General features: G+C 40.8%; 24 protein-coding genes. 3 read left to right on the top strand and 21 right to left on the bottom strand.

Annotated elements, in window-relative coordinates:
- Positions 1 to 154 precede the first annotated feature (154 nt).
- The 17 genes from NBX25_RS04425 to NBX25_RS04505 form a co-directional block, all read right to left on the bottom strand.
- Positions 155 to 541 (bottom strand): response regulator, encoded by a 387-nt coding sequence (locus tag NBX25_RS04425; protein WP_002979452.1) that lies wholly within the window; start codon positions 539 to 541, stop codon positions 155 to 157.
- A 282-nt stretch (positions 542 to 823) separates the two neighbouring features.
- Positions 824 to 1,117, bottom strand: a complete 294-nt coding sequence (locus tag NBX25_RS04430) for a helix-turn-helix domain-containing protein (RefSeq protein ID WP_002979451.1) — start codon at positions 1,115 to 1,117, stop codon at positions 824 to 826.
- Positions 1,098 to 1,409: a helix-turn-helix domain-containing protein gene (locus tag NBX25_RS04435; RefSeq protein WP_024564686.1), complete on the bottom strand. Its 312-nt coding sequence runs from the start codon at positions 1,407 to 1,409 to the stop codon at positions 1,098 to 1,100. The genes NBX25_RS04430 and NBX25_RS04435 overlap by 20 nt, the downstream gene beginning before the upstream one ends.
- A 141-nt stretch (positions 1,410 to 1,550) precedes the next feature.
- On the bottom strand, positions 1,551 to 1,994 hold the full coding sequence (locus tag NBX25_RS04440; RefSeq protein ID WP_002979449.1) for a VOC family protein: 444 nt from the start codon (positions 1,992 to 1,994) through the stop codon (positions 1,551 to 1,553).
- A gap of 34 nt (positions 1,995 to 2,028) precedes the next feature.
- The gene (locus NBX25_RS04445; RefSeq protein ID WP_002979448.1) at positions 2,029 to 2,310 is read right to left on the bottom strand and encodes a hypothetical protein; all 282 of its coding nucleotides are present in this window, start codon (positions 2,308 to 2,310) and stop codon (positions 2,029 to 2,031) included.
- Positions 2,311 to 2,424: 114 nt separating this feature from the next.
- Positions 2,425 to 2,874, bottom strand: a complete 450-nt coding sequence (locus NBX25_RS04450; RefSeq protein WP_024564685.1) for a DUF3872 domain-containing protein — start codon at positions 2,872 to 2,874, stop codon at positions 2,425 to 2,427.
- Between the two features lie 11 nt (positions 2,875 to 2,885).
- On the bottom strand, positions 2,886 to 3,446 hold the full coding sequence (locus tag NBX25_RS04455; RefSeq protein ID WP_024564684.1) for a conjugal transfer protein TraO: 561 nt from the start codon (positions 3,444 to 3,446) through the stop codon (positions 2,886 to 2,888).
- 21 nt (positions 3,447 to 3,467) lie between these two features.
- Positions 3,468 to 4,370, bottom strand: coding sequence for a conjugative transposon protein TraN (traN, locus tag NBX25_RS04460; RefSeq protein ID WP_061084780.1), 903 nt, complete (start codon positions 4,368 to 4,370; stop codon positions 3,468 to 3,470).
- A 25-nt stretch (positions 4,371 to 4,395) separates the two neighbouring features.
- Positions 4,396 to 5,736 (bottom strand): conjugative transposon protein TraM, encoded by a 1,341-nt coding sequence (traM, locus tag NBX25_RS04465; RefSeq protein ID WP_061084781.1) that lies wholly within the window; start codon positions 5,734 to 5,736, stop codon positions 4,396 to 4,398.
- Positions 5,723 to 6,010, bottom strand: coding sequence for a hypothetical protein (locus NBX25_RS04470; protein ID WP_024564681.1), 288 nt, complete (start codon positions 6,008 to 6,010; stop codon positions 5,723 to 5,725). The genes traM and NBX25_RS04470 overlap by 14 nt, the downstream gene beginning before the upstream one ends.
- A gap of 20 nt (positions 6,011 to 6,030) precedes the next feature.
- Complete coding sequence (locus tag NBX25_RS04475) at positions 6,031 to 6,462, bottom strand: hypothetical protein (protein ID WP_002979442.1); 432 nt, start codon at positions 6,460 to 6,462, stop codon at positions 6,031 to 6,033.
- Positions 6,463 to 6,473: 11 nt separating this feature from the next.
- On the bottom strand, positions 6,474 to 7,097 hold the full coding sequence (traK, locus tag NBX25_RS04480) for a conjugative transposon protein TraK (RefSeq protein WP_002979441.1): 624 nt from the start codon (positions 7,095 to 7,097) through the stop codon (positions 6,474 to 6,476).
- 24 nt (positions 7,098 to 7,121) lie between these two features.
- Complete coding sequence (gene traJ / locus NBX25_RS04485) at positions 7,122 to 8,117, bottom strand: conjugative transposon protein TraJ (RefSeq protein ID WP_024564680.1); 996 nt, start codon at positions 8,115 to 8,117, stop codon at positions 7,122 to 7,124.
- Between the two features lie 2 nt (positions 8,118 to 8,119).
- Entirely contained in the window at positions 8,120 to 8,734 is a 615-nt protein-coding gene (locus NBX25_RS04490) for a DUF4141 domain-containing protein (protein ID WP_372487774.1), read from the bottom strand.
- 45 nt (positions 8,735 to 8,779) lie between these two features.
- On the bottom strand, positions 8,780 to 11,281 hold the full coding sequence (locus NBX25_RS04495; protein ID WP_024564679.1) for a TraG family conjugative transposon ATPase: 2,502 nt from the start codon (positions 11,279 to 11,281) through the stop codon (positions 8,780 to 8,782).
- Positions 11,278 to 11,610 carry a DUF4133 domain-containing protein gene (locus tag NBX25_RS04500; protein ID WP_002979436.1) on the bottom strand — a complete coding sequence of 111 codons (333 nt, stop codon included), beginning with the start codon at positions 11,608 to 11,610 and terminating at the stop codon, positions 11,278 to 11,280. Before NBX25_RS04500 ends, NBX25_RS04495 begins: the two co-directional genes overlap by 4 nt.
- 12 nt (positions 11,611 to 11,622) lie before the next feature.
- Positions 11,623 to 11,928 (bottom strand): DUF4134 domain-containing protein, encoded by a 306-nt coding sequence (locus NBX25_RS04505; protein ID WP_002979435.1) that lies wholly within the window; start codon positions 11,926 to 11,928, stop codon positions 11,623 to 11,625.
- Positions 11,929 to 12,132: 204 nt separating this feature from the next.
- Here NBX25_RS04505 and NBX25_RS04510 point away from each other — a divergent pair, with 204 nt between their 5' ends.
- Genes NBX25_RS04510 through NBX25_RS04520 form a run of 3 tightly spaced genes read left to right on the top strand, consistent with a single transcriptional unit; the run spans position 12,133 to position 15,437 of the window.
- Positions 12,133 to 12,417, top strand: a complete 285-nt coding sequence (locus NBX25_RS04510; protein WP_002979433.1) for a helix-turn-helix domain-containing protein — start codon at positions 12,133 to 12,135, stop codon at positions 12,415 to 12,417.
- A 57-nt stretch (positions 12,418 to 12,474) separates the two neighbouring features.
- Positions 12,475 to 13,680, top strand: a complete 1,206-nt coding sequence (locus tag NBX25_RS04515) for an SIR2 family protein (protein WP_002979432.1) — start codon at positions 12,475 to 12,477, stop codon at positions 13,678 to 13,680.
- A gap of 2 nt (positions 13,681 to 13,682) precedes the next feature.
- On the top strand, positions 13,683 to 15,437 hold the full coding sequence (locus NBX25_RS04520) for an ATP-binding protein (RefSeq protein ID WP_002979431.1): 1,755 nt from the start codon (positions 13,683 to 13,685) through the stop codon (positions 15,435 to 15,437).
- A 37-nt stretch (positions 15,438 to 15,474) separates the two neighbouring features.
- Here the strand turns inward: NBX25_RS04520 and NBX25_RS04525 are convergent, their stop codons facing one another.
- From NBX25_RS04525 to NBX25_RS04540, 4 genes are read right to left on the bottom strand one after another with little or no spacing between them, the layout of a single operon-like run.
- Positions 15,475 to 16,107, bottom strand: coding sequence for a hypothetical protein (locus tag NBX25_RS04525; RefSeq protein WP_002979430.1), 633 nt, complete (start codon positions 16,105 to 16,107; stop codon positions 15,475 to 15,477).
- 2 nt (positions 16,108 to 16,109) lie between these two features.
- Entirely contained in the window at positions 16,110 to 16,382 is a 273-nt protein-coding gene (locus tag NBX25_RS04530) for a DUF3408 domain-containing protein (RefSeq protein ID WP_002979429.1), read from the bottom strand.
- A gap of 11 nt (positions 16,383 to 16,393) precedes the next feature.
- Positions 16,394 to 16,831: a DUF3408 domain-containing protein gene (locus NBX25_RS04535; protein ID WP_024564678.1), complete on the bottom strand. Its 438-nt coding sequence runs from the start codon at positions 16,829 to 16,831 to the stop codon at positions 16,394 to 16,396.
- Positions 16,832 to 16,836: 5 nt separating this feature from the next.
- Positions 16,837 to 17,604, bottom strand: a complete 768-nt coding sequence (locus NBX25_RS04540) for a ParA family protein (RefSeq protein WP_250252963.1) — start codon at positions 17,602 to 17,604, stop codon at positions 16,837 to 16,839.
- Positions 17,605 to 18,331: the final 727 nt, after the last annotated feature.

Below are 18,331 nucleotides of genomic sequence, written 5' to 3' on the forward strand. Positions count from 1 at the left end.
TAAATTGGTACAACCACTTTGCCAAAATGTATCTCTACACAACCCCATTGCCCTACATTTCATCAAACAGGTTGTGCTTGTTTGGACTTCTTTTCTTTCCGTTGCGACCAAAGAAAAGAAGCAAAAGAACGTCGCTTTATTAAGGACAGATATTTTATACTTTCTCGATAACTCTTTTAAAATCGTCTGCATCGCTACCAATAGGCAGATAGCTTTTTATTCCTATTTCCGTAAGAGCCTGTACCGTTTCATCTGTATCATCAATATCTCCGTAGCCAATTAATCTGATGCTTGGATATTTAGCCTTTAGTTCCCGAACTTGTGCCAGCACATTCTTATCCTCAAAGTTGAGGTCAATAATAATTGCTTTGGGGAGTTCGGTCAAAGCAGATAATTGAGTTAAACCGTCCTGAATGTTCTCCGAACGGAACAGTATCTCAATTCCTGAAGCAGTAAGGTCATTGCAGATAATGTCAATTAGAGGGCTTTTATCATTGATAAATGCAATACTGTTTTTGTGGGGTTTGTTTCCTGTGTCCATAACTGATAATTTTTCTTTTGTTAGTGGAACCTACCCAAAAAAAGAGCGTAGGCAATCACACTTACCGATACTAAGGCACTGGTACGCCCTGAACCCCGAATAAGCGGACGCCCACGCCTATTGCGTGAGCGTTCTTACTTATTGCCTCGGGGTTACGAAAAATTACCAGTTTTTAGTACCGAGTTTTAAAGCAAAAACACTTTAAATAATGTCTATATTTTCAAATACAAATATACTAAAGTAGTTCCGATTGAAACATAATCGGAATGAAATTAATTACAATCAATGCGTTTTATTGGTTATATAATTTTGCTCCAATATAGTCAGAATATCACTTTCCTTGTAGATTATTTTACCGCCAACCTGAATAAACGGCAGGATATTGTCATCACGGTATTGCTGGAGAGTGCGTTTGCTGATATGTAACAGCCTGCATACATCTTCGCCCGATAAATAGATTTCGCCATTCATTACAGGACGGTAGTTTTTCAGTATATCCTCAATACGGTTTCGTAACCGTGTTATCATTTCCTGATAGGCTACGATTTCTTCGGTGTCATTCGTCAGTAAATCCATTGTCATTTGTATTGTACGGTTCGCCAGCTTCGAGCAAAGCCTGTACGTCCGAGAGTTTATAATAATTCTTGCGGTTCAGTTTGGAATAAGGCAGTAAACCCTTGTCTTTATAGGTCTGCAAAGTCCGTTTGGTAATGTTCATCATCAAACAAACCTCCTGATTGTCGAGCCACTTTTCCCCTTTGAAAATCGGGTCATATTTACGGGTAGCGTTTTCGGTCAGTTCCAAAAGCTCTTTTATATCATTCGTCATTCCGTCCAATGCGGATTTTGCTATTGCGATAACTTCCATAGTTTGCATATTTTTTCTGTGGAAGTCGAAGATATTAAGGCTTGTTGCAGGGTTGCGGAAGATTGCACCCTTTGGCTTTGAAAGGCAGTGTTTGGCGTAATAAAAAACAAATAGGATAACCTTTTGGGCTATCCTATTTGTTTAGTTGGGATTTACGAAATTCAAAACCCTGTTATATTCGGGTGGATAATAAGCCAGCTCCCATATATGCCCGTCAGGGTCTGAAAAATACCCTGCATATATACCGAGTGCTTCGTTTGTTGTCGCTTTGCTCGTTACCGTTCCGCCACACGCTGAAACATTTGCCAACGCAATATTTACATCTTCTTCGGACGGCAAAACACAACTGATAATCGTAGAAACATTGTCCTTTGAAACCTTAACGTTACGACCTGTTTTCAGGATGTAATAGGCTTCATATCTGTTTTTGTCTATCAGGTACAAATTAAGGTTCGGAAGCTCCACAATGATTAATCCGTCTTCGAGAAATATTTCGGGCGTTTCACTGAATAGGTTTTTGTAGAATGTTACCGATACCTCCGGAAACGCTACGGGTAAATAAACGATTGTACTTGTTATGTTCATACTATTTTTAATGTTCTCCAAATAAAGGTAAAAACTATCGTGTGCTTTGGGCTTCTATCGGTTGTTTTTCCTTATCCTTTTTCATTTGGGTGTACGTCCATATACAGACCACTCCGAGAATAATAAGACCATAGGCAAACAACTTGCCGATACGTTCTAAAAAACGCACAGATATAGCTTTAGTATATCCCGAAAACATTTCTACACCAGCAGCATTACGCCTGTAAAACCTCCTGCGGTTTATCCAATAGATAAGTACAACCGCAACAACGATAACAAAAATACCAAACACTAATTGAGCTGTAACCGTATCCATAGCTATATGATTTATAATACCGTAAATTTAAACAAAACCCCTAACATTGGAAGCTAAAAAGTAAAAAACCGACCTGTTGAAAGTCGGTTTTTGCTTATCTAATTTGCTGTCGTTTTAATCACTACTGTTAAACTGAAAACTTATCTGTTTCTCATTGCCAAAGCTGTCGGAAATCCAAATTTCAAAGGATTGTGATACCGTAGAAGCCGAAGTATAATACAACCTGAATTGCTCCGATTGTAACGGGTACAAATCGTTTGGCAGATACGGAGGTTCATCGTAATACCTCAACGAGCCTTGTCCGTCAAATTGGAAGTAGCGGAGATAGTATTGCGTATTTTGGTAGTTACCGCTCCGCTTTATCGTTACTCTGATTTCTACCGTTTGCCCATTGGCGACCTCTTTAGGTACGGGCATCACATTGACCTCAAAAGGAAAATCGTTCTGTATTTCAAGCTCGTCATCTTTGCTACAAGATACCAGCGAAATAGAACCTGTCAGGATTGCCAGCATTAGATATATTGGCAACAATCCTATTCTGAATTTATTAAATATTGCTATCATCGTTTTACGTTTTAAAAATTAAACCTTATTCCCACACCTGCGGACGGTCTGAATTGTCGCAGGTCAGTTCCCCATAACACTTTTGTACGCCCTTGCAGTACCAATACAAATCGGTCAGACAGGTACGTTTCAAAGGTCAGCCGACCACCAGCTCCGTAAATAAAATTATCCTCGCTTACTATCTTTGCACCGTCATACAACATCGTTTCGCCTCTGTTGATGCTCTCGTAACCGACCACGCCCGTTATTCCTGCATTCAGCGTAATGTTCTTACGGACATCGCCCAGCAGGAAGAAACTGTAACCGCCCTCAGCAGTATAAGTTTCCTGCGGTATGCGTTGGTCTTTATAGTCGTGATATTGGTGCGTGTACTCCAAAGCCCAAATCTGATAATTACCGTTTTTGCCGTTCACGGTCATTCCGAGATTGATATAATAATCGTTACCGATTTTATCATCGGACAAAATGCCCGTACTCACTTCCAATCCTTTTTGCTTTGGCAACATTCGTTGTGCCTGTGCAACCGTGATGGCCACAAAGAGTAGCATCACGGTATAGATATACTTTTTCATTGTTCTTGCTTTAAAAGGTTATTAAAATTTCAAGTGCATATCACTGATTACACGGGCATTGATTAAGTCCGAATTTTCCACCTGAAGCGTTTGGTGTCGTCCGCCGTTTTTCTCGAAAATCTCAATCAATAAAACCTTATCATCGGCAATCGTGAATTTGTCTAAGAGAAAAACATTTTGCTCGGTAGATTTCCCGTTAATACCGTCCTCTAATGGCTTGTAGGTTCTTAGCGGTGTCAATGCCCGTTCCTGTACTACGGTACGCTTAGCGACCTTTTTATCCACGACTTTGAAATTGATAAAGTCTATATCAAACGGTACATTGCTTTTGTTCCTTAATTCCGTATGGAAATAATATTTACCATTATGGATATAGATGCCTTTCAGGATAAACTGAATGCCGAAGCTCTTAGCCCCGATATGCTTAACGATACGCTTGTCGTTTTTGTAAATCGTTTCCAAAAGCAGACCAGCCAAAGACGGAGAATTGTTTCCGAGTTCCTCGAAAAGCACATCATTACCGTTGGCTTTATCTACTGCCTTTTGCATCGTCAGCAGGTCATAGCTCAACGCATCGGGATAGGAACTATAATACACATCAAAAGAGTAATAACGCCCGTCATTGGTAATGACCGAAAAATTGGTTTCGGTTTCAAAACTCCTTACGGCAGCTTTTACACGCAATACATTTTCCGCATCTTCCGCCTTTCCTGCAATCAGGTATTCACTTCCCAAATCCACGTACCGAATGGCGGTCGGGAAAATCAAATGCGAAGTTTTATCGTAGGTTACTTCCATTTTGTAAGGCTCAATCTTGCCCAAAGCAAGCGGAGTTTTGATATTTACACTATCCTGTGCAAAAGATTGTACGGCAAAGCCGATAGTCAGGGCAACCGCCCAAAAGGTTTTAAAAAGATTTTTCATTTGTCTAAATATTTGAGTTATACAATTATTGTTTTGATACAAGGAATACTTGGTGTCCTGCCTTTAGCGTGACTTTTGGTGTGCGTACTTTCTTGGCGAAATAGCCCGAAATTCCTTGTACCACGCCACGACTTAAATCGGCAGCGACTTGTTGTCCTGCATTTTGTGTCAGCATTACACTCGTTCCACCTGTCTGGCTCATATTGCCAGCCATTTCTGTAAGTGCATTCATTTCGGGGGAATACGGAACGTACAAACCCTGCTGACCATCCAAATCGTAAATGGTTATATCTACGGGAATGATATTGCCCTCCAATTCGATAGAGGTTATTTTGAGTTGCAAACGCCCTCCCTGAAATTTCGCATTAGCTGTTACAATCGTTCCCTGTGGGATTGTACGGATTGGCGTTTTTGCAGGTTCTAACAGCCGTAACCTTACGCCTGTTTCGCCAACTACCGTTTGTGCATCGTGTACGCAGGCTCTAATACTGTTTTTAGGTTGTACAATTTGCTCTTTAGCACCAGCAGTATAAAATCCCCGATTTCGGGTTTCGCTCCAATCGGCTAAAAAGGCACTGTCCGTAGGTTCACGGTACAAGGCTGATACGGTGTTCTTCCTTGCCGGAGTGAACGCCACAAAATGCTCCTTTTGATTTGTCCCCGTTGTTCCTGTTGCCGTACCGTTTGCAGGTGCATTTTCTGCGGAGCTTGCAGGCGTATTAGCAGGAAGATATTTCGCTGCCATTTGATACGATTTTTCCATTAATGCAAGCTGGTCATCTACGGTTGTTGGTTTCGGTACATTTTGCTCCGCTAATTGCTCTTTGAGTTCGTCCAACTGTCTGCGGAGTTCCATTGTTTCCGAATTGTCGTCCTGATAGAAAGACCCCAATGTACTTTGCATATTGCGGTAGCTGTTCAATGCAGGATTGCCCCCGTTTCTCCCTGAACTTCGACCGCCATTACCATAGCCGTAGCTTTCTTCCTCCTGGGCAAATTCGTCTATCGGTTCTTCCTTATCGTCCGTGTTCCAATAATCTGAAAGTGTTGCTAAAGCATTGCGTTTCTCTTGCTCCTTTTGTTCCAGCATTTCAAGCTCGTAAGCCTTGCCCTTATTGTCGGGCATTCCTGCTCCCGTAGCTTGCGGAACGGCATCGTTCAGACCAATGTTTTCGATTTCCTTTTTGTCTTCCGACGGTTTAAATATCAAATACATACAGCCCACGAAAACAATACCCATTAAGCCAAAAATCAATGGCTTTTTCAATTTCTCGGTATTGTTCTTTTTTTCTTCGGGCAGATTTGATGCTCCGTTTTGGTCGTCCCCCTCAACGAGAAAACTGACCTTTTTTTCATTTTCTTTCATAAATCTGATTTTTTAAAATTGTTTTTAATGTGTCCTGCAATCTTGCAGGGCTTTCGTTCTGTTTCAGGACAGGGTTTTCGATATGGTCGATGTGCATATCGTTTTTTGACTGGCTTGTATCGTACCACACTTTTGCAACAACCCCTACGGTCAGTAGCAGGTAGCCCACAAACAGGTATAGCGTGTATTGGTGCTGTTTGCGAACGGGCATTGTCCTCCAATTTTCGTCCAGCCTGTCAAAAAACCTGTCGATATTTTCCCTTAATTTTTTCATACTCTTATTATTTAGGGTTACTACATTTTAAACCCTCTTTTTCGGGGAGAAAACTGTTGTTTAGGTGTATCAAGGACTTTGGAAAGGGCTTCCTTTGCGGTCGGAACCGACCCCGTTGTAAGGTTGGTCAGTTCCGATTTTTTCATTGAATGCCCGTAACGGTCTTTCCTTTCAATTTCCAAACTCTGTACATCGAATTTGCCGTCTTCATACCGTACACGCATATAGCAATCAGTATAGGGTTTGTCATCTCCGTTCCATTCGAGATATGTTTTTAGCGAAATGCTATCAGCATACAGCGGTTTGTCCGTACCGTTCTTACAAGCCTCCAAAAACCTGTTGATACTTTCTTTGACTTTGCCCGGATAATCAGCTTCCGTATGGAAATATCCGTCATAACCTTTGTCAGTCAATGTTTTTGCGAATGTGTCTAAATCAAGTAGCTTATCCATATCCGTAAATTTTAGCGTTCAATGACTTCGATATCCCGATTTTCAACCACCGCAAACTTTTCGATATTAAATCCCTGTGGGTTATTATCCGACCTTACGGAGTTTACGAGATAGCAGGAGGTAATCAGGTTACGGCGTGTTACGTTACTCGACCGTATGATAAATTGCTTCGCATACGTCCGCACCGAATAGGGATAGTTGTCGAAGTTGCACACGACACTATCGACCTCAATGCGTTGCTGAACATTCCCCGATATGATACGGGAGTAATAACCTTTCTCCGATAAGTCTTTGTAATAGTCAAAGGCTGATTTGTCGGCAAGGTTGAATGCCCTTGCCATATTGCTCTCGATAGCATTCTTATCAGGTGCAAGCGTAAAAAACAGTTCGTGAAATCTCCGAACGTGTTCCCTTGCTTCCACAGGTCTGTTAATGCTTGCATCTTGTGATAAGGCAAGCATCAAAGATTTGCCGTTGTCCAGCACATAGATTTTTTGGCGTTGCTCGTTGGCGAAGCTGTACGATTTCCACACGGCAAATCCTACCACGCCAATACAGAGAACGGCAAACACTATCGCATACAGACGTATCTGACGGAAGCTGTTTTCAATATTTCTAAGCGTTTTAAATTCCATTGTTAAATGATTATTCGTTTTACATTATTTTTTAAGCAATTGCCCTCCGATATTTCCGGCAGCAGAACCAGCTCCGGCACTTGCGACATTTCCGGCTTTCATAGCAGCTTGGTTTACATTTCGGGTAAAGTTTCCAGCACCACCAGCCTGAATTACCCAGCCTGTTACGGTCGGTACAGTGAAGTACCCCACGATGCCGATAATCATAAAGATGATGTACACGGTATTACCCGTATCGGGTATGTAGGTCGGGTCAGCCAACATCTGTATATCCTTTTCGATAATCAGGGATTGGATTTTAGCAAGCATTGAGCTGAACAGGTCGGCGACGGGCAACCACAGGTAAACGCTCACATACCTTGTGAGCCACTGCGTGAGCGTACTCTGAAAGCCGTCCCACACGGAAATAGCAAAGGCTATTGGTCCGAGTATGGACAGGACTATCAGGAAGAATGTTCGTATCGTATCGACGACCAATGCAGCAGCCTGAAACAGCACTTCGAGCAGGTTGCGAAACCAATTCTTAATGGCTTGTTCGGTTTGGTAGGCAAACCTGTCCATATACATACCTGACATAGTAATCAGGTCGCCCGGCGACCAGCCCAATTCTTCGAGCTTTGCGTCGAACTCCTCATTATCTACGAGATATGCCGTTTCAGGATTGCGGAGCATCGCTTCCCGTTCGAGCAGGTCTTTTTTCTGTTGCAACTCGTTCAGGTCAAGCACCTGATTTTCGAGAATAGCGTGTGTACCCTGTACCACCGGACTTAGTACCGCATTGATTGTTCCCAACACGATTGTCGGAAAGAACATAATACAGATACCCAAAGCGAACGGACGGAGCAAAGGGTACATATCTATGGGTTCGGCTCTACTCAATGCCTGCCATACTTTTATGGCGACATAGAACAAAGCACCCAAGCCGGCTACGCCCTTAGCCACTGCCGCCATATCGGCGGACAGTGGGAGCATCTCATCATACAATGAGCGTAGGACTTCGTGCAGATTTTGAAATTCCATAACTACCAATATTTTTGGTTAGGAGTTCCGTACAAGTCAAGCACTCGTTTGGTATTATTCTGTTTCTTTGCTCTCAGGATACTGACAGAGATATTCTTATTCGTGTAGTATCTGACAAGGCTGTGGTATTCTTTGACCTCCTTATACACACGGTCGATAATGTCCATTCGCTCCTTGTCATTTAGTGACAAGCCTGTGGAGGTTACAATCTGTTTCAGTTCCTTTAGCAACTCGGTACTTTCATTCAGCAAAGCCGAGTAACCATTTGAGATTGCGGTCAGTTCCTGTGCGGAGAAATTCGGGTCGTTCATCATTTTGCCGAAGTTTTGCACATACATTTCCGATACATCGCCCACCAGCAAAACAGTCTGTTGCACCTTACGGGCATCTTTCACAAGGTTGTTTACGGCTTTGAGCTTGTCGTAATATTCCTTACCTTGTTCGTACACTTTCTTGACCTCGTTAAAGTTCTTGACTACGTTACTCACGGTCGAAGAAGTCTGTACGATTTCGTTCGCCGAGTTGAGAATACCTGATGCTAAATTTGCAGGGTCAGTTACCACAAATTGAGCTTTCGCACTTGGGGCAACGGCAAGCATTAATGCCGTGATTGCCATTAAAAACATCTTTTTCATTGTCTTAAAATTTTTGATTGTTAATTACTATTGATTTGCATTGTCACGCCTTTGCATAGCGATATGCTTAATGGCGAGTTCTACGTTACCGTCCAATTCGGAAGCGAGTTGCATCACTTCCATTTTTTCGGTTTCCTCCGTCGTGTAAGCCAAATATTCTTCGAGGCTTACTTCCGTTGCGTACACTGCCGAGTGTGTTCCGCCCAATCCTATCCAAACTTCCTTGTACAAGCGACTGGCATCGTTGTTCATATTGATAGATAGTACCTGTCCTTTCTCTTTGTCCGTAAGTCCGAGCATCGCCTGTATGTCATCGAACTTGTTCATATATTTCCTTTGGTCTAAGAGAATTTTGCAATCGCTGTTGTTGATGATACTTTCCTTTACAATGGGCGACTGGATTATATCATCGACCTCCTGCGTGACGACTATGGCTTCTCCGAAAAATTTGCGGACTGTCTTAAACAAATACTTGATGTATTCCGCCATTCCCTCTTTCGCAATCGCCTTCCACGCTTCCTCAATCAGTATCAGCTTGCGAATACCTTTCAGCCTCCGCATCTTGTTGATGAACACCTCCATAATGATGATGGTCACAATGGGAAACAGGATTTTGTGGTCTTTAATCGCATCAATTTCAAACACGATAAATCGCTTGGATAACAGGTCTAATTGCTTGTCGGAGTTCAACAAATAATCATACTCTCCGCCACGATAGTAAGGCTCTAAAACGTTCAGGAAATTGGCAATATCAAAGTCTTTTTCCCTGACTTGTTTTTCCTCTAAAACCTTGCGGTAATCGCCTTTTACATACTCGTAGAAACCATTAAATGACGGGTAGGTATCGTCTTGTTTGATACGTTCGATGTAACCCGAAACGGCATTGGAAAGTGCCACTTCTTCAGACCTTGTAGGCGGTTCATCGTCCCGTTTCCAAAGCGTGAGTATCAAAGTTTTGATACTTTCCCTTTTCTCAATATCAAACACACCGTCGTCGGTGTAGAAAGGATTAAAGGCAATCGGATTATCCTCGGTATAAGTGAAGTAAACACCGTCTTCGCCTTTGGTTTTTCCTTTAATCAGTTCACACAATCCCTGATAAGAGTTACCCGTATCTACCAGCAGAACGTGAGCACCTTGCTCGAAATACTGCCTTACCATATGATTGGTAAAAAAAGATTTTCCCGAACCTGACGGACCAAGAATGAACTTGTTCCGGTTCGTGATAATTCCCCTTTTCATTGGTAAATCGGAAATATCCAAATGGATTGGCTTTCCGGTCAAACGGTCAGCCATTTTTATCCCGAACGGAGAGGGCGAATTGTGGTAGTTGGTTTCTTCCGTGAAGAAACATAGAGCAGGCTCAATAAACGTGTAAAAACTTTCTTCCGCAGGAAAGTCCCCGGCATTACCAGCCATTCCAGCCCAATACAAGGTTGCCACGTCCGTAGTATTGTGGCGAGGCTTACATTCCATTAGTGCCAATGCACTACCGCAATCGTTTTTCAACTGTTTGAGTTCCGCAGGGTCTTCCGACCAAGCCATAATATTAAAGTGTGCTCTAACAGAAGAAAGACCGAACGAATGTGCTTCGTTCAGGTATTTTTCAATCCACTCTTTGTTAATTTGGTTGGCACGGCTGTACCTTGCCAAAGAGTGCATATTACGGGCAGACTTCTCAAACCGTTGTAGGTTGTCCTCGCTGTTATCCAAGAATATGTATTGATTGTAAATGTGGTTACAGCTCAACAACAATCCTACGGGAGCAGCAAAGGACAGACGGCAGTCGCTCCGGTCAGTGGATAGCTTTTCGTATCGGGTATCAGCCGAAACGGTTGCAGGCAAGTCGTCAGTATCGGACAGCGTGTGCAAGGACAATCTTTTGTTCCCTACACGGACTTCTTCAGCACCTAAGCCAATATCCTGCATTGGTGTTCCGGCTTCTCTCGAAAGCGTGAGGTATTGTTCCAGCAATCCCTGTTGCTCGTCCGTTCCGGTTATATCATCTTCTGTCAAACGTCGCAGGGTTATAAAACCGCTATCGTTCACGATACGCTCAAACTGTGCGACCGCTTCCATAAATCGGTGTATTGCTTCCTTATTGATTTCCTTTGGAATAAGCGTACCCTTGCAAAGCGATGAAAAGTTACTTTGCATACGCATTCTGTTTTTGGACGTCTTCGTCAGGAACAGATAGCAATAATGGTTCAGGAACGGTCGTTCGTTGAAATGGCGTTGATACGACTTTGATAAAAAACTTTGGTCTTCCTGTGCCAAATCGGGAGCATAGCTCTCTTTGATATACCAATCCTGTTTGTGGATTACCGTAAAATCGGGCAAGGTCTTGATTGCCTTATGCCAAGCCGAATGAATGGCTTCATACTCGGCAGAGGCTACGGTAAACAGTTCCGGCAACCGCACCTCAAAGCAGGCGGTAATGTCTGCATCTTTGGATAAGATACAGTTGTTCTCTACTGCCAGCAAAGGGAATTTATTCTCCAATGTGGCTGTCTTGGCTACATTTCTCATACGGCTTTAGGTTTAGGAGTGAATTTTAAATACCTGCGTACAGGCTTGCGGCAAATGATGAAGCGAGGGTGTCGTTTTCTTGCACCTACTTTCATCAATCCGTGTTCGCCGTATTTTTTGTTCAGCGAGAATGTTTGCCACACAATGAGCGAAGCACCGCCAGCTCCGAGGAACAGGCAGACGTAATTACTTACGCCAGCCATATACAGTATCATCACGAAGATGAGCGTACCCAACAGACCACCAGCGAAGATGAAAAGATACTGTGCCTTTAAGCCCCTGAACTCAACCGTCCTGCCAATGCCTTTGTTAATGTTGTAACTATTCATAAGGCAGAGGATTTACAGGAAGAATGAACGTAGGATTGTAGCCGCCACAATCAGGAAGATACAAGCACCAAACCAGCTTGCTGCCGTCTTACTCGTATCAGGGTCGCCCGAACTAAATTTGTTATACACTTTCACGCCCCCGATTAACCCGACGACCGCCCCAATCGCATAAATCAATTGGGTAGCTGGGTCAAAGTAGGACGTTACCATTTGGGTAGCTTCGTTGATACCTGCCGACCCGTTTCCCTGTGCGAACGCACCAATTCCTGACAGCATCGCCACGGCTGCCAGCAAAACTTTTTTTCTCTGTTTTTCCATTTTTGAAAAAGATTAATTTGTTACTGTTATCCCGTACCTTACGGGCTTACGGCACAAATGTCTAATGGAAATGGAGGCGGTCTTTTAAAGTGGCAGTCAAAGGAAGTGTTTGGCGTTCAATGGCATAATGTTGGCTTAAATTATCTACTCATTAAAAGTATTTTTGTAAATTTGAACTTTTTAGACAAGTCGTAAAAAATCAAAATGGCATTTGGAAAACATATAAAAGAATTGAGAGAAAGTAAGGGGTTGTTCCTAAGAGAGGTTGGGGCAGCTTTAGAATTGGATAATGCTTTTATCAGTAAGGTAGAAAATGAGGAAAGATTATTACCAAGAAAGCATTTAGAAAATCTTGCTGAATTTCTGAACGTACCATTAGATGAATTATTGATTTTGTGGTTATCTGATAAAATAAAAAGTCTTATTGACGATAAAGAAATAGGAAAACAGGCTTTGAAAATAGTATTAAATCAATTGAAACATAGTTAAGGCAGTGCCTTGAAAACTTCTTATAAACACGAGTTTTAATAAACAAAATATGAGTGTATGAATTATATTTTACTCAACAATAACAGTTCTGTTGCTTATGATGATAGTGATGCTGCCGATGTCAAAGTGTATATCGACGGTAAACTTCACGATTTCAAAGAAAGCACTGAAAACAGGATAGATTATGCTATTGCAACAAAGAGGAACAAGTATTCTCAAACTTTAAATAATCAGTTTGAAAATTTATTACTCCTCACAGGGGCTGGCTCGTCCATTGGTTGGGGCAAGGATGAAAAATTAGGTAAGTCGATGGCTAATTTATGGGATGATGCGGAAGCCCTTTTGACTACTGATGTTTTTAACAAGTTGCTTGAAACGATTGGCTATGAAGAGAAATGGGAAGATGGTACAATCGTGAAAAATTTAGAAAAAGTTCTTTCTATGGCTACCCCTGCTATTCCTTATGTACCTAAAGGCGATATTGACATAGAAGATTGTGTAAACAAGATTAAAGATTTTATCAAAGATGCTTGTCAATTGAGTTTACCTGATAATTCACCTCATACGCTTTTACTAAATAAAATAACCAAACGAAAGGTTACGCTACCACGATTTAAATTGTTCACATTGAACTACGATATGATGTTTGAACAGGCGGCTTGTGAAAGCAATTTTGTGGTTATTGATGGCTTTTCATTTTCTCAACCAAGAATATTTAGCGGACGTAATTATGATTATGATATTGTTTCTCGAAATCAAAGCAGGGTAAAAGAGGAAGATAATTTCATTCAAAAGGTTTTTCACTTGTATAAGTTACACGGTTCTGTAAATTGGGAAAAAGAAGACAACAAAATTATACAGAAAGAAAACCCTGACAACCCATTGATGATTTACCCGCATCAGTCTAAATACGAAAGTTCTTATGAACAGCCGTATTTCGAGATGATGTCGAGGTTCCAATCTAATCTCCGAAAGGATAATGTTTTTCTCATAACGATAGGGTTCAGCTTCGGAGATAAACATATAGTTACTGCTATTATCGAAGCTCTTGAACAAAATCCAAGTTTCCAATTAATGATTATCAATCGTGGAATAGATGAAACTAATGAAAATCTGAAGCCATTTATTGATGCTTCAAAGAAATATTCCAATTTAAGTATTGTATCAGAAACCTTTGAAGATTTCGCCAAAAATTATCCTGACTTAAAATCTTATAATCAGGAAGATACAAGACAAATAGTAATTAACATTCCTAACTCCTAACTATGAGTAATAGTCCTTTTAATCACAGCCACTTTCTTGGGTACATAAATTTTGTATCCCCTGCTTTTGTCAAAGTGCATTTTCCTTCATCAGTTTTGATGAAAACATTTGTGCATCACGCAGAAGTGTTGCGGGGTGGTCTTGTTGGCAATTATATTGTTATTGAGGGAGAAGACAAGGGGTTTTTAGGAAAAATGTTGGAAATATCGTTGCCCGAGAAAGAACGATTAGAATTAAGCGAAAGAACCTTTTCAACTAAGGCATTTCATCCGGTTGGCAGAATTGAGATTTTGCTATCATTTGACTTATTTAACCCCAATAAAATAGAAAAAGGCATAAACAGTTTACCACTTATTGGCTCTAAGGTATTCATTTGTTCTTCAGAATTTTTATCTACTCATTTCAAAACTTTCGGTATAAAACCAGAAAATATTGAGCATTCTCCGACATTTAGAATGGGTAATTTGATTTATGATAAAAATGTTCCCGTAGATATTTCATTGCAAGCAATCTTCAGTAGGCATTGTGCTGTGGTGGGTACAACGGGTGGTGGAAAAAGTTATACAATTAGTAAATTTATCGAGGGTGTTATTGAAACTGGCGCAAAGGCTATTATTTTAGACCCAACAGGAGAATATTCCACGTTTGATGCACATCCGAAAGTCGCACATTCCGTGCTTATTTCAGAAAGTTATTTTCCTTATCAAAATTTAACTATAAATGACTTGTTTGTCCTGTTCAGACCATCAGGACAAGTACAACAGCCTGTTTTGTTGGAAGCGATAAAATCTTTGAAAGTTGCTCACTGTTTAATGAGTAATATTCCCAATAATGGACATCTTAATGATGGAACAAATGACAATTTCACTTTTAGAGGGCAGCAAGTTGTGATAAACAATGGATTGATTGTAAAACAGGGAAATTTTACTGCCGCATATAATAATGCTTACTTTACTTACAAGGCGATAGTAGAAGATTTTTCAATAAATAATTTTGGTATAAACCTACTTCATAGACAAATTGGAAACGAATGTTTTCAAATATTTAATGACCGTTGGGCAACAAATAGGGATGAAAGAAATTATGGAAATGCAACCAGCCTAATAATGCGTGTCAATAATGTCATATCTGACAATGATTATGCAGGAATGTTTGGATTTAATGCACCAACAACCAACAACTTGATAACGAAGATTAATGAGTTTTTAGACAATCCTGATTTAAACGTATTGAGAATTGGGTTTGAAAACGTCCCATATAATTTTCAGGTACGAGAAATTTTAGCAAACTCATTGGGAAGATATTTATTAAACAAAGCAAGAACCAATGCCTTTAGAGAAAACCCTTTAATACTTTTTGTTGATGAAGCACATCAGTTCTTGAATAAAAAAGTTAAAGATGAATATTTTGAAAGTACAGAGTTAAATGCTTTTGACAATATAGCTAAGGAAAGCCGAAAATATGGATTATTCCTCTGTTTATCGACACAGATGCCAAGAGATATTCCTGTGGGAACATTAAGTCAGATGGGAACATTTATTACTCATAGACTGATAAACTACCAAGATAAAGAAGCGATAGCAAGTGCTTGTTCAACAGCTAATAAAGAAACACTTTCATTTCTGCCGTCTTTGGGGTCTGGAGAAGCCATTGTAATGGGTGTTGATTTTCCAATGCCTATATCTGTCAAAGTGGATTTGCCTACAATTACACCAAAGTTTGACACTCCAAAATTCGTAAAGGCAACCGGAGGTTAAAAGATATTCCCTTGTTTTCTAAAAGACAAAGGGAAGTCTATATAAACTCCCCAATGTCAAAATCACTTAAATCACTTTTCCGCAAATTGGAAGAATTGTCTTTGGTATCAGTTGTAAGAGTGCTATCCAAAAGCTCGGCAATCTTTAGGGAAGCTCCCTCCATTGAACTTTCCAGCAGAGCAAATAATTCGGTTCCTTGTAATCTTTGAACTATATCAATCGCTGTTTCCTTTTGGGCTGGCTCTAATTTTTCTTTCTGAAGCAAGACCCCCACGTTGTTTAGTTCCTGAAAGGTAACCCCTTGGGCAAAACCGTCATCGCCTACGGAAGCTCTATACCTGTTCAATTCTACCTCCTCCGTCAAATCAGGTACATTTCTGAATACTTCGTCCAATTCTTCCTGCGGAATTTGAATATTGACTTCTTCGTATTTGTCATATTCGATGACCAAATTAGCAGGGTTAATCTCCGGTTCTGCAATTTGGCTCTCATTGGCAGTGTTTGGCACTGATTGGCTTCTTACGGGCTTAGGTTGTCCCATAATATCGGGTAGTTTCGGATTGACTTTTTCCTGCGTAGGTTTCTGTTTCAATTTCCTTTTAATGATAATCTTGTCCTGTACAAGCAGGACAATAATTACCAACAGACATATTACGATTATCGTTTCCATAGCTAAAAAAGAGGTTTGAATTTTTTGTTATACTCCTTGATAATTTCTTCGGAAAACAATTCAAAATGATGTTCCAATATATTATCCAAAATGGCGTACAATGGGATTTCGCTCTTACCGATTACCTTTACAATGTGTGTTAGCTTTTCGTGGTATTCGGGACTTACATAAATAGCTTTATCGCCTCTACCTTTCATTTTACTTCTTTTTAGAAATTTAGCACTATAAGTTTTGCCTGTCTTCTTTGCTCCGGCTGTTTTTTTATTCGTTTCCATATCTCTACTAATTAAATGGGTTTATATTTTTCGTTATAACTTTTGGTAATCTGTTCGGCAAATTCCTGAAAATGGTAATCCAGCAAATTGTCTAAATAAGCATAAATGGTTATTTTGTCTTCGCCAATTACCTGTATTATGCGTGTCAGCTTTTCGTGAAATTCAGGACGGATATAAACCGTTTTCCCGTCACGGGCATTGGTTTCCGATTTCCTGAAAAAGATACTTTCGTAATCGGCATCGGAACTTCGTTTGCTTCGGCTTCTTTCCCTGATAACGGGTTTCTCCCGTGGCAGTTCCTTTGGCTTTTCGGCTTCCGTTTCGGGTGCTTCGCTCGGAGGTTCTTGCAATGGCTGTAAACCCTCTTTCTTTACGCCATCAACCATAAGGTTCATCATAAATTCCTCGTTAATGTCGGGAGTAACCTTTTTCTTGTTTTCTTTTTCCATAGTGCCTATAATTGAATGATTTTTAAAAATTCGCTCATAAACTCGTCCAATTGACAGGTGTTCATCAGTCGTTCATCGGGAGGCATCAGCGTTGAGCGGAAAACGGCTTTGCTGTTTACTTCACTTTCTTTGCGAAAGCGTGTGCTGTTCTTGACTTGGCTCTGCATCAGGCTTAAACCTAATTGGTCTATAAGTTTGTTATAGACCTCATACAATGGGGTGCTTTCCCTGCCGTCCACTTGGTTCCAAAACAGGTTAATGGTTTCTATCGAGGTTTCGCCCTTTTTCATAATCACGTCCTTTAATAGCTGTGTGAAAACGAGGGTACTCTCCATTACAACACGGTCTGCCGTGATAGGCGTAAAAATGTGGTGCATTCCTGCCAACGCTTTCAGAATACCCGGCGTATTTACAGTTCCCGGCAGGTCGAAGAACACGGCATCAACAGGAACGGCTGAAGCGTTTACAAATTCGTGTGCCGCTTCCAACACGCTATCCGCTTTGTGCTGTATAATCGGATAGGCTTTTTTGTTGATTGTGGTAAATTGTTTGTAAGCCAGCTTTTTCAAAGCCTCGTTTTCCATTACCATAGATAAATCACGTTCTTTCATTTTCATCAGGCTGTGCTGTGGAAAATCCGCATCAAATACGGCTACGTTGTAGCCCAACCGATAATGCAGGATACTCGCTGCAAGAGTTGTAAATGTACTCTTACCGACACCGCCTTTTTGAGAAGAAAAGGCGATAAATACTGTTTTGTGTTTTGCATTCATATTTCAACTGTTTTAATTATTTACATACTTAATTACCTATGTGCGTAGGTGCTTATATCCGTAGTCAGATACCTATGTGGCTCTGCAAATAGATAGGTAGCTCTGTACCGATATACTTGGGTAGCTACGCACCTATGCAACAAGCTATCTATGTACCTGAATACATACCTATATCGGTATGCGGGTAAGTAGGTTTGTACGGGCAGACCTACTTACTTATGTACCTGCATTTGTCCGTACAGGACTGCATAGGCAGGTATCTGAATAGGTACTTTTCTATGTACCTGTTTACTCATTTACCTATCTCGGTATTGAGGTACTTATGTTGTTACCTGCATAGCTATCTACGCACTTATATCCTTTTGTTGGTACAAAGGAAAAGAGATAAACAAGCAGTTTTATTTATGTGGCAGTGTTTGGCGTTCATTGGCAGTGTTTGGCACTCTGTTACAGTACAATCCTTTCAGAAAGAGGGCTTTACTTTGTAAAAAGAATTTTATTAACGGATTTATGCAAAATCGAATAGACAAATTGGACTTTTACAGCGACGGCTTCGAGCCGTTTTTCCCTGTTAAAATCAATCCGACCGTAGGGAGGATTTTTGTGTTCAACAGAACACGGCAAGTTGTGTTTTGAGCATCTCGAAAACTTTTCGGATGCTCAAAACCACTTGCCCTTGCAGGGAGCAGAAAACGTCCTCCGAAGTCGGCGTTTTTGTGTGAATTAA

This window comes from Chryseobacterium sp. Marseille-Q3244 (genome assembly GCF_940807095.1).
Taxonomy (GTDB): Bacteria; Bacteroidota; Bacteroidia; order Flavobacteriales; family Weeksellaceae; genus Chryseobacterium.

Excerpts from the sequence above, each read along its gene's own strand:
- NBX25_RS04430 (WP_002979451.1), bottom strand. The coding sequence starts at position 1,117 with ATGGATTTACTGACGAATGACACCGAAGAAATCGTAGCCTATCAGGAA.
- NBX25_RS04490 (WP_372487774.1), bottom strand. The coding sequence starts at position 8,734 with ATGGCAATCACGGCATTAATGCTTGCCGTTGCCCCAAGTGCGAAAGCT.
- traN (WP_061084780.1), bottom strand. The coding sequence starts at position 4,370 with ATGAAAAATCTTTTTAAAACCTTTTGGGCGGTTGCCCTGACTATCGGC.
- NBX25_RS04515 (WP_002979432.1), top strand. The coding sequence starts at position 12,475 with ATGAATTATATTTTACTCAACAATAACAGTTCTGTTGCTTATGATGAT.
- NBX25_RS04505 (WP_002979435.1), bottom strand. The coding sequence starts at position 11,928 with ATGGAAAAACAGAGAAAAAAAGTTTTGCTGGCAGCCGTGGCGATGCTG.
- NBX25_RS04500 (WP_002979436.1), bottom strand. The coding sequence starts at position 11,610 with ATGAATAGTTACAACATTAACAAAGGCATTGGCAGGACGGTTGAGTTC.
- NBX25_RS04530 (WP_002979429.1), bottom strand. The coding sequence starts at position 16,382 with ATGGAAACGAATAAAAAAACAGCCGGAGCAAAGAAGACAGGCAAAACT.
- NBX25_RS04455 (WP_024564684.1), bottom strand. The coding sequence starts at position 3,446 with ATGAAAAAGTATATCTATACCGTGATGCTACTCTTTGTGGCCATCACG.
- NBX25_RS04425 (WP_002979452.1), bottom strand. The coding sequence starts at position 541 with ATGGACACAGGAAACAAACCCCACAAAAACAGTATTGCATTTATCAAT.
- NBX25_RS04520 (WP_002979431.1), top strand. The coding sequence starts at position 13,683 with ATGAGTAATAGTCCTTTTAATCACAGCCACTTTCTTGGGTACATAAAT.
- NBX25_RS04535 (WP_024564678.1), bottom strand. The coding sequence starts at position 16,831 with ATGGAAAAAGAAAACAAGAAAAAGGTTACTCCCGACATTAACGAGGAA.
- NBX25_RS04525 (WP_002979430.1), bottom strand. The coding sequence starts at position 16,107 with ATGGAAACGATAATCGTAATATGTCTGTTGGTAATTATTGTCCTGCTT.
- NBX25_RS04445 (WP_002979448.1), bottom strand. The coding sequence starts at position 2,310 with ATGGATACGGTTACAGCTCAATTAGTGTTTGGTATTTTTGTTATCGTT.
- NBX25_RS04475 (WP_002979442.1), bottom strand. The coding sequence starts at position 6,462 with ATGGATAAGCTACTTGATTTAGACACATTCGCAAAAACATTGACTGAC.
- NBX25_RS04440 (WP_002979449.1), bottom strand. The coding sequence starts at position 1,994 with ATGAACATAACAAGTACAATCGTTTATTTACCCGTAGCGTTTCCGGAG.
- NBX25_RS04435 (WP_024564686.1), bottom strand. The coding sequence starts at position 1,409 with ATGGAAGTTATCGCAATAGCAAAATCCGCATTGGACGGAATGACGAAT.
- traJ (WP_024564680.1), bottom strand. The coding sequence starts at position 8,117 with ATGGAATTTCAAAATCTGCACGAAGTCCTACGCTCATTGTATGATGAG.
- NBX25_RS04450 (WP_024564685.1), bottom strand. The coding sequence starts at position 2,874 with ATGATAGCAATATTTAATAAATTCAGAATAGGATTGTTGCCAATATAT.
- NBX25_RS04470 (WP_024564681.1), bottom strand. The coding sequence starts at position 6,010 with ATGAAAAAATTAAGGGAAAATATCGACAGGTTTTTTGACAGGCTGGAC.
- NBX25_RS04510 (WP_002979433.1), top strand. The coding sequence starts at position 12,133 with ATGGCATTTGGAAAACATATAAAAGAATTGAGAGAAAGTAAGGGGTTG.
- traM (WP_061084781.1), bottom strand. The coding sequence starts at position 5,736 with ATGAAAGAAAATGAAAAAAAGGTCAGTTTTCTCGTTGAGGGGGACGAC.
- NBX25_RS04540 (WP_250252963.1), bottom strand. The coding sequence starts at position 17,604 with ATGAATGCAAAACACAAAACAGTATTTATCGCCTTTTCTTCTCAAAAA.
- traK (WP_002979441.1), bottom strand. The coding sequence starts at position 7,097 with ATGGAATTTAAAACGCTTAGAAATATTGAAAACAGCTTCCGTCAGATA.
- NBX25_RS04495 (WP_024564679.1), bottom strand. The coding sequence starts at position 11,281 with ATGAGAAATGTAGCCAAGACAGCCACATTGGAGAATAAATTCCCTTTG.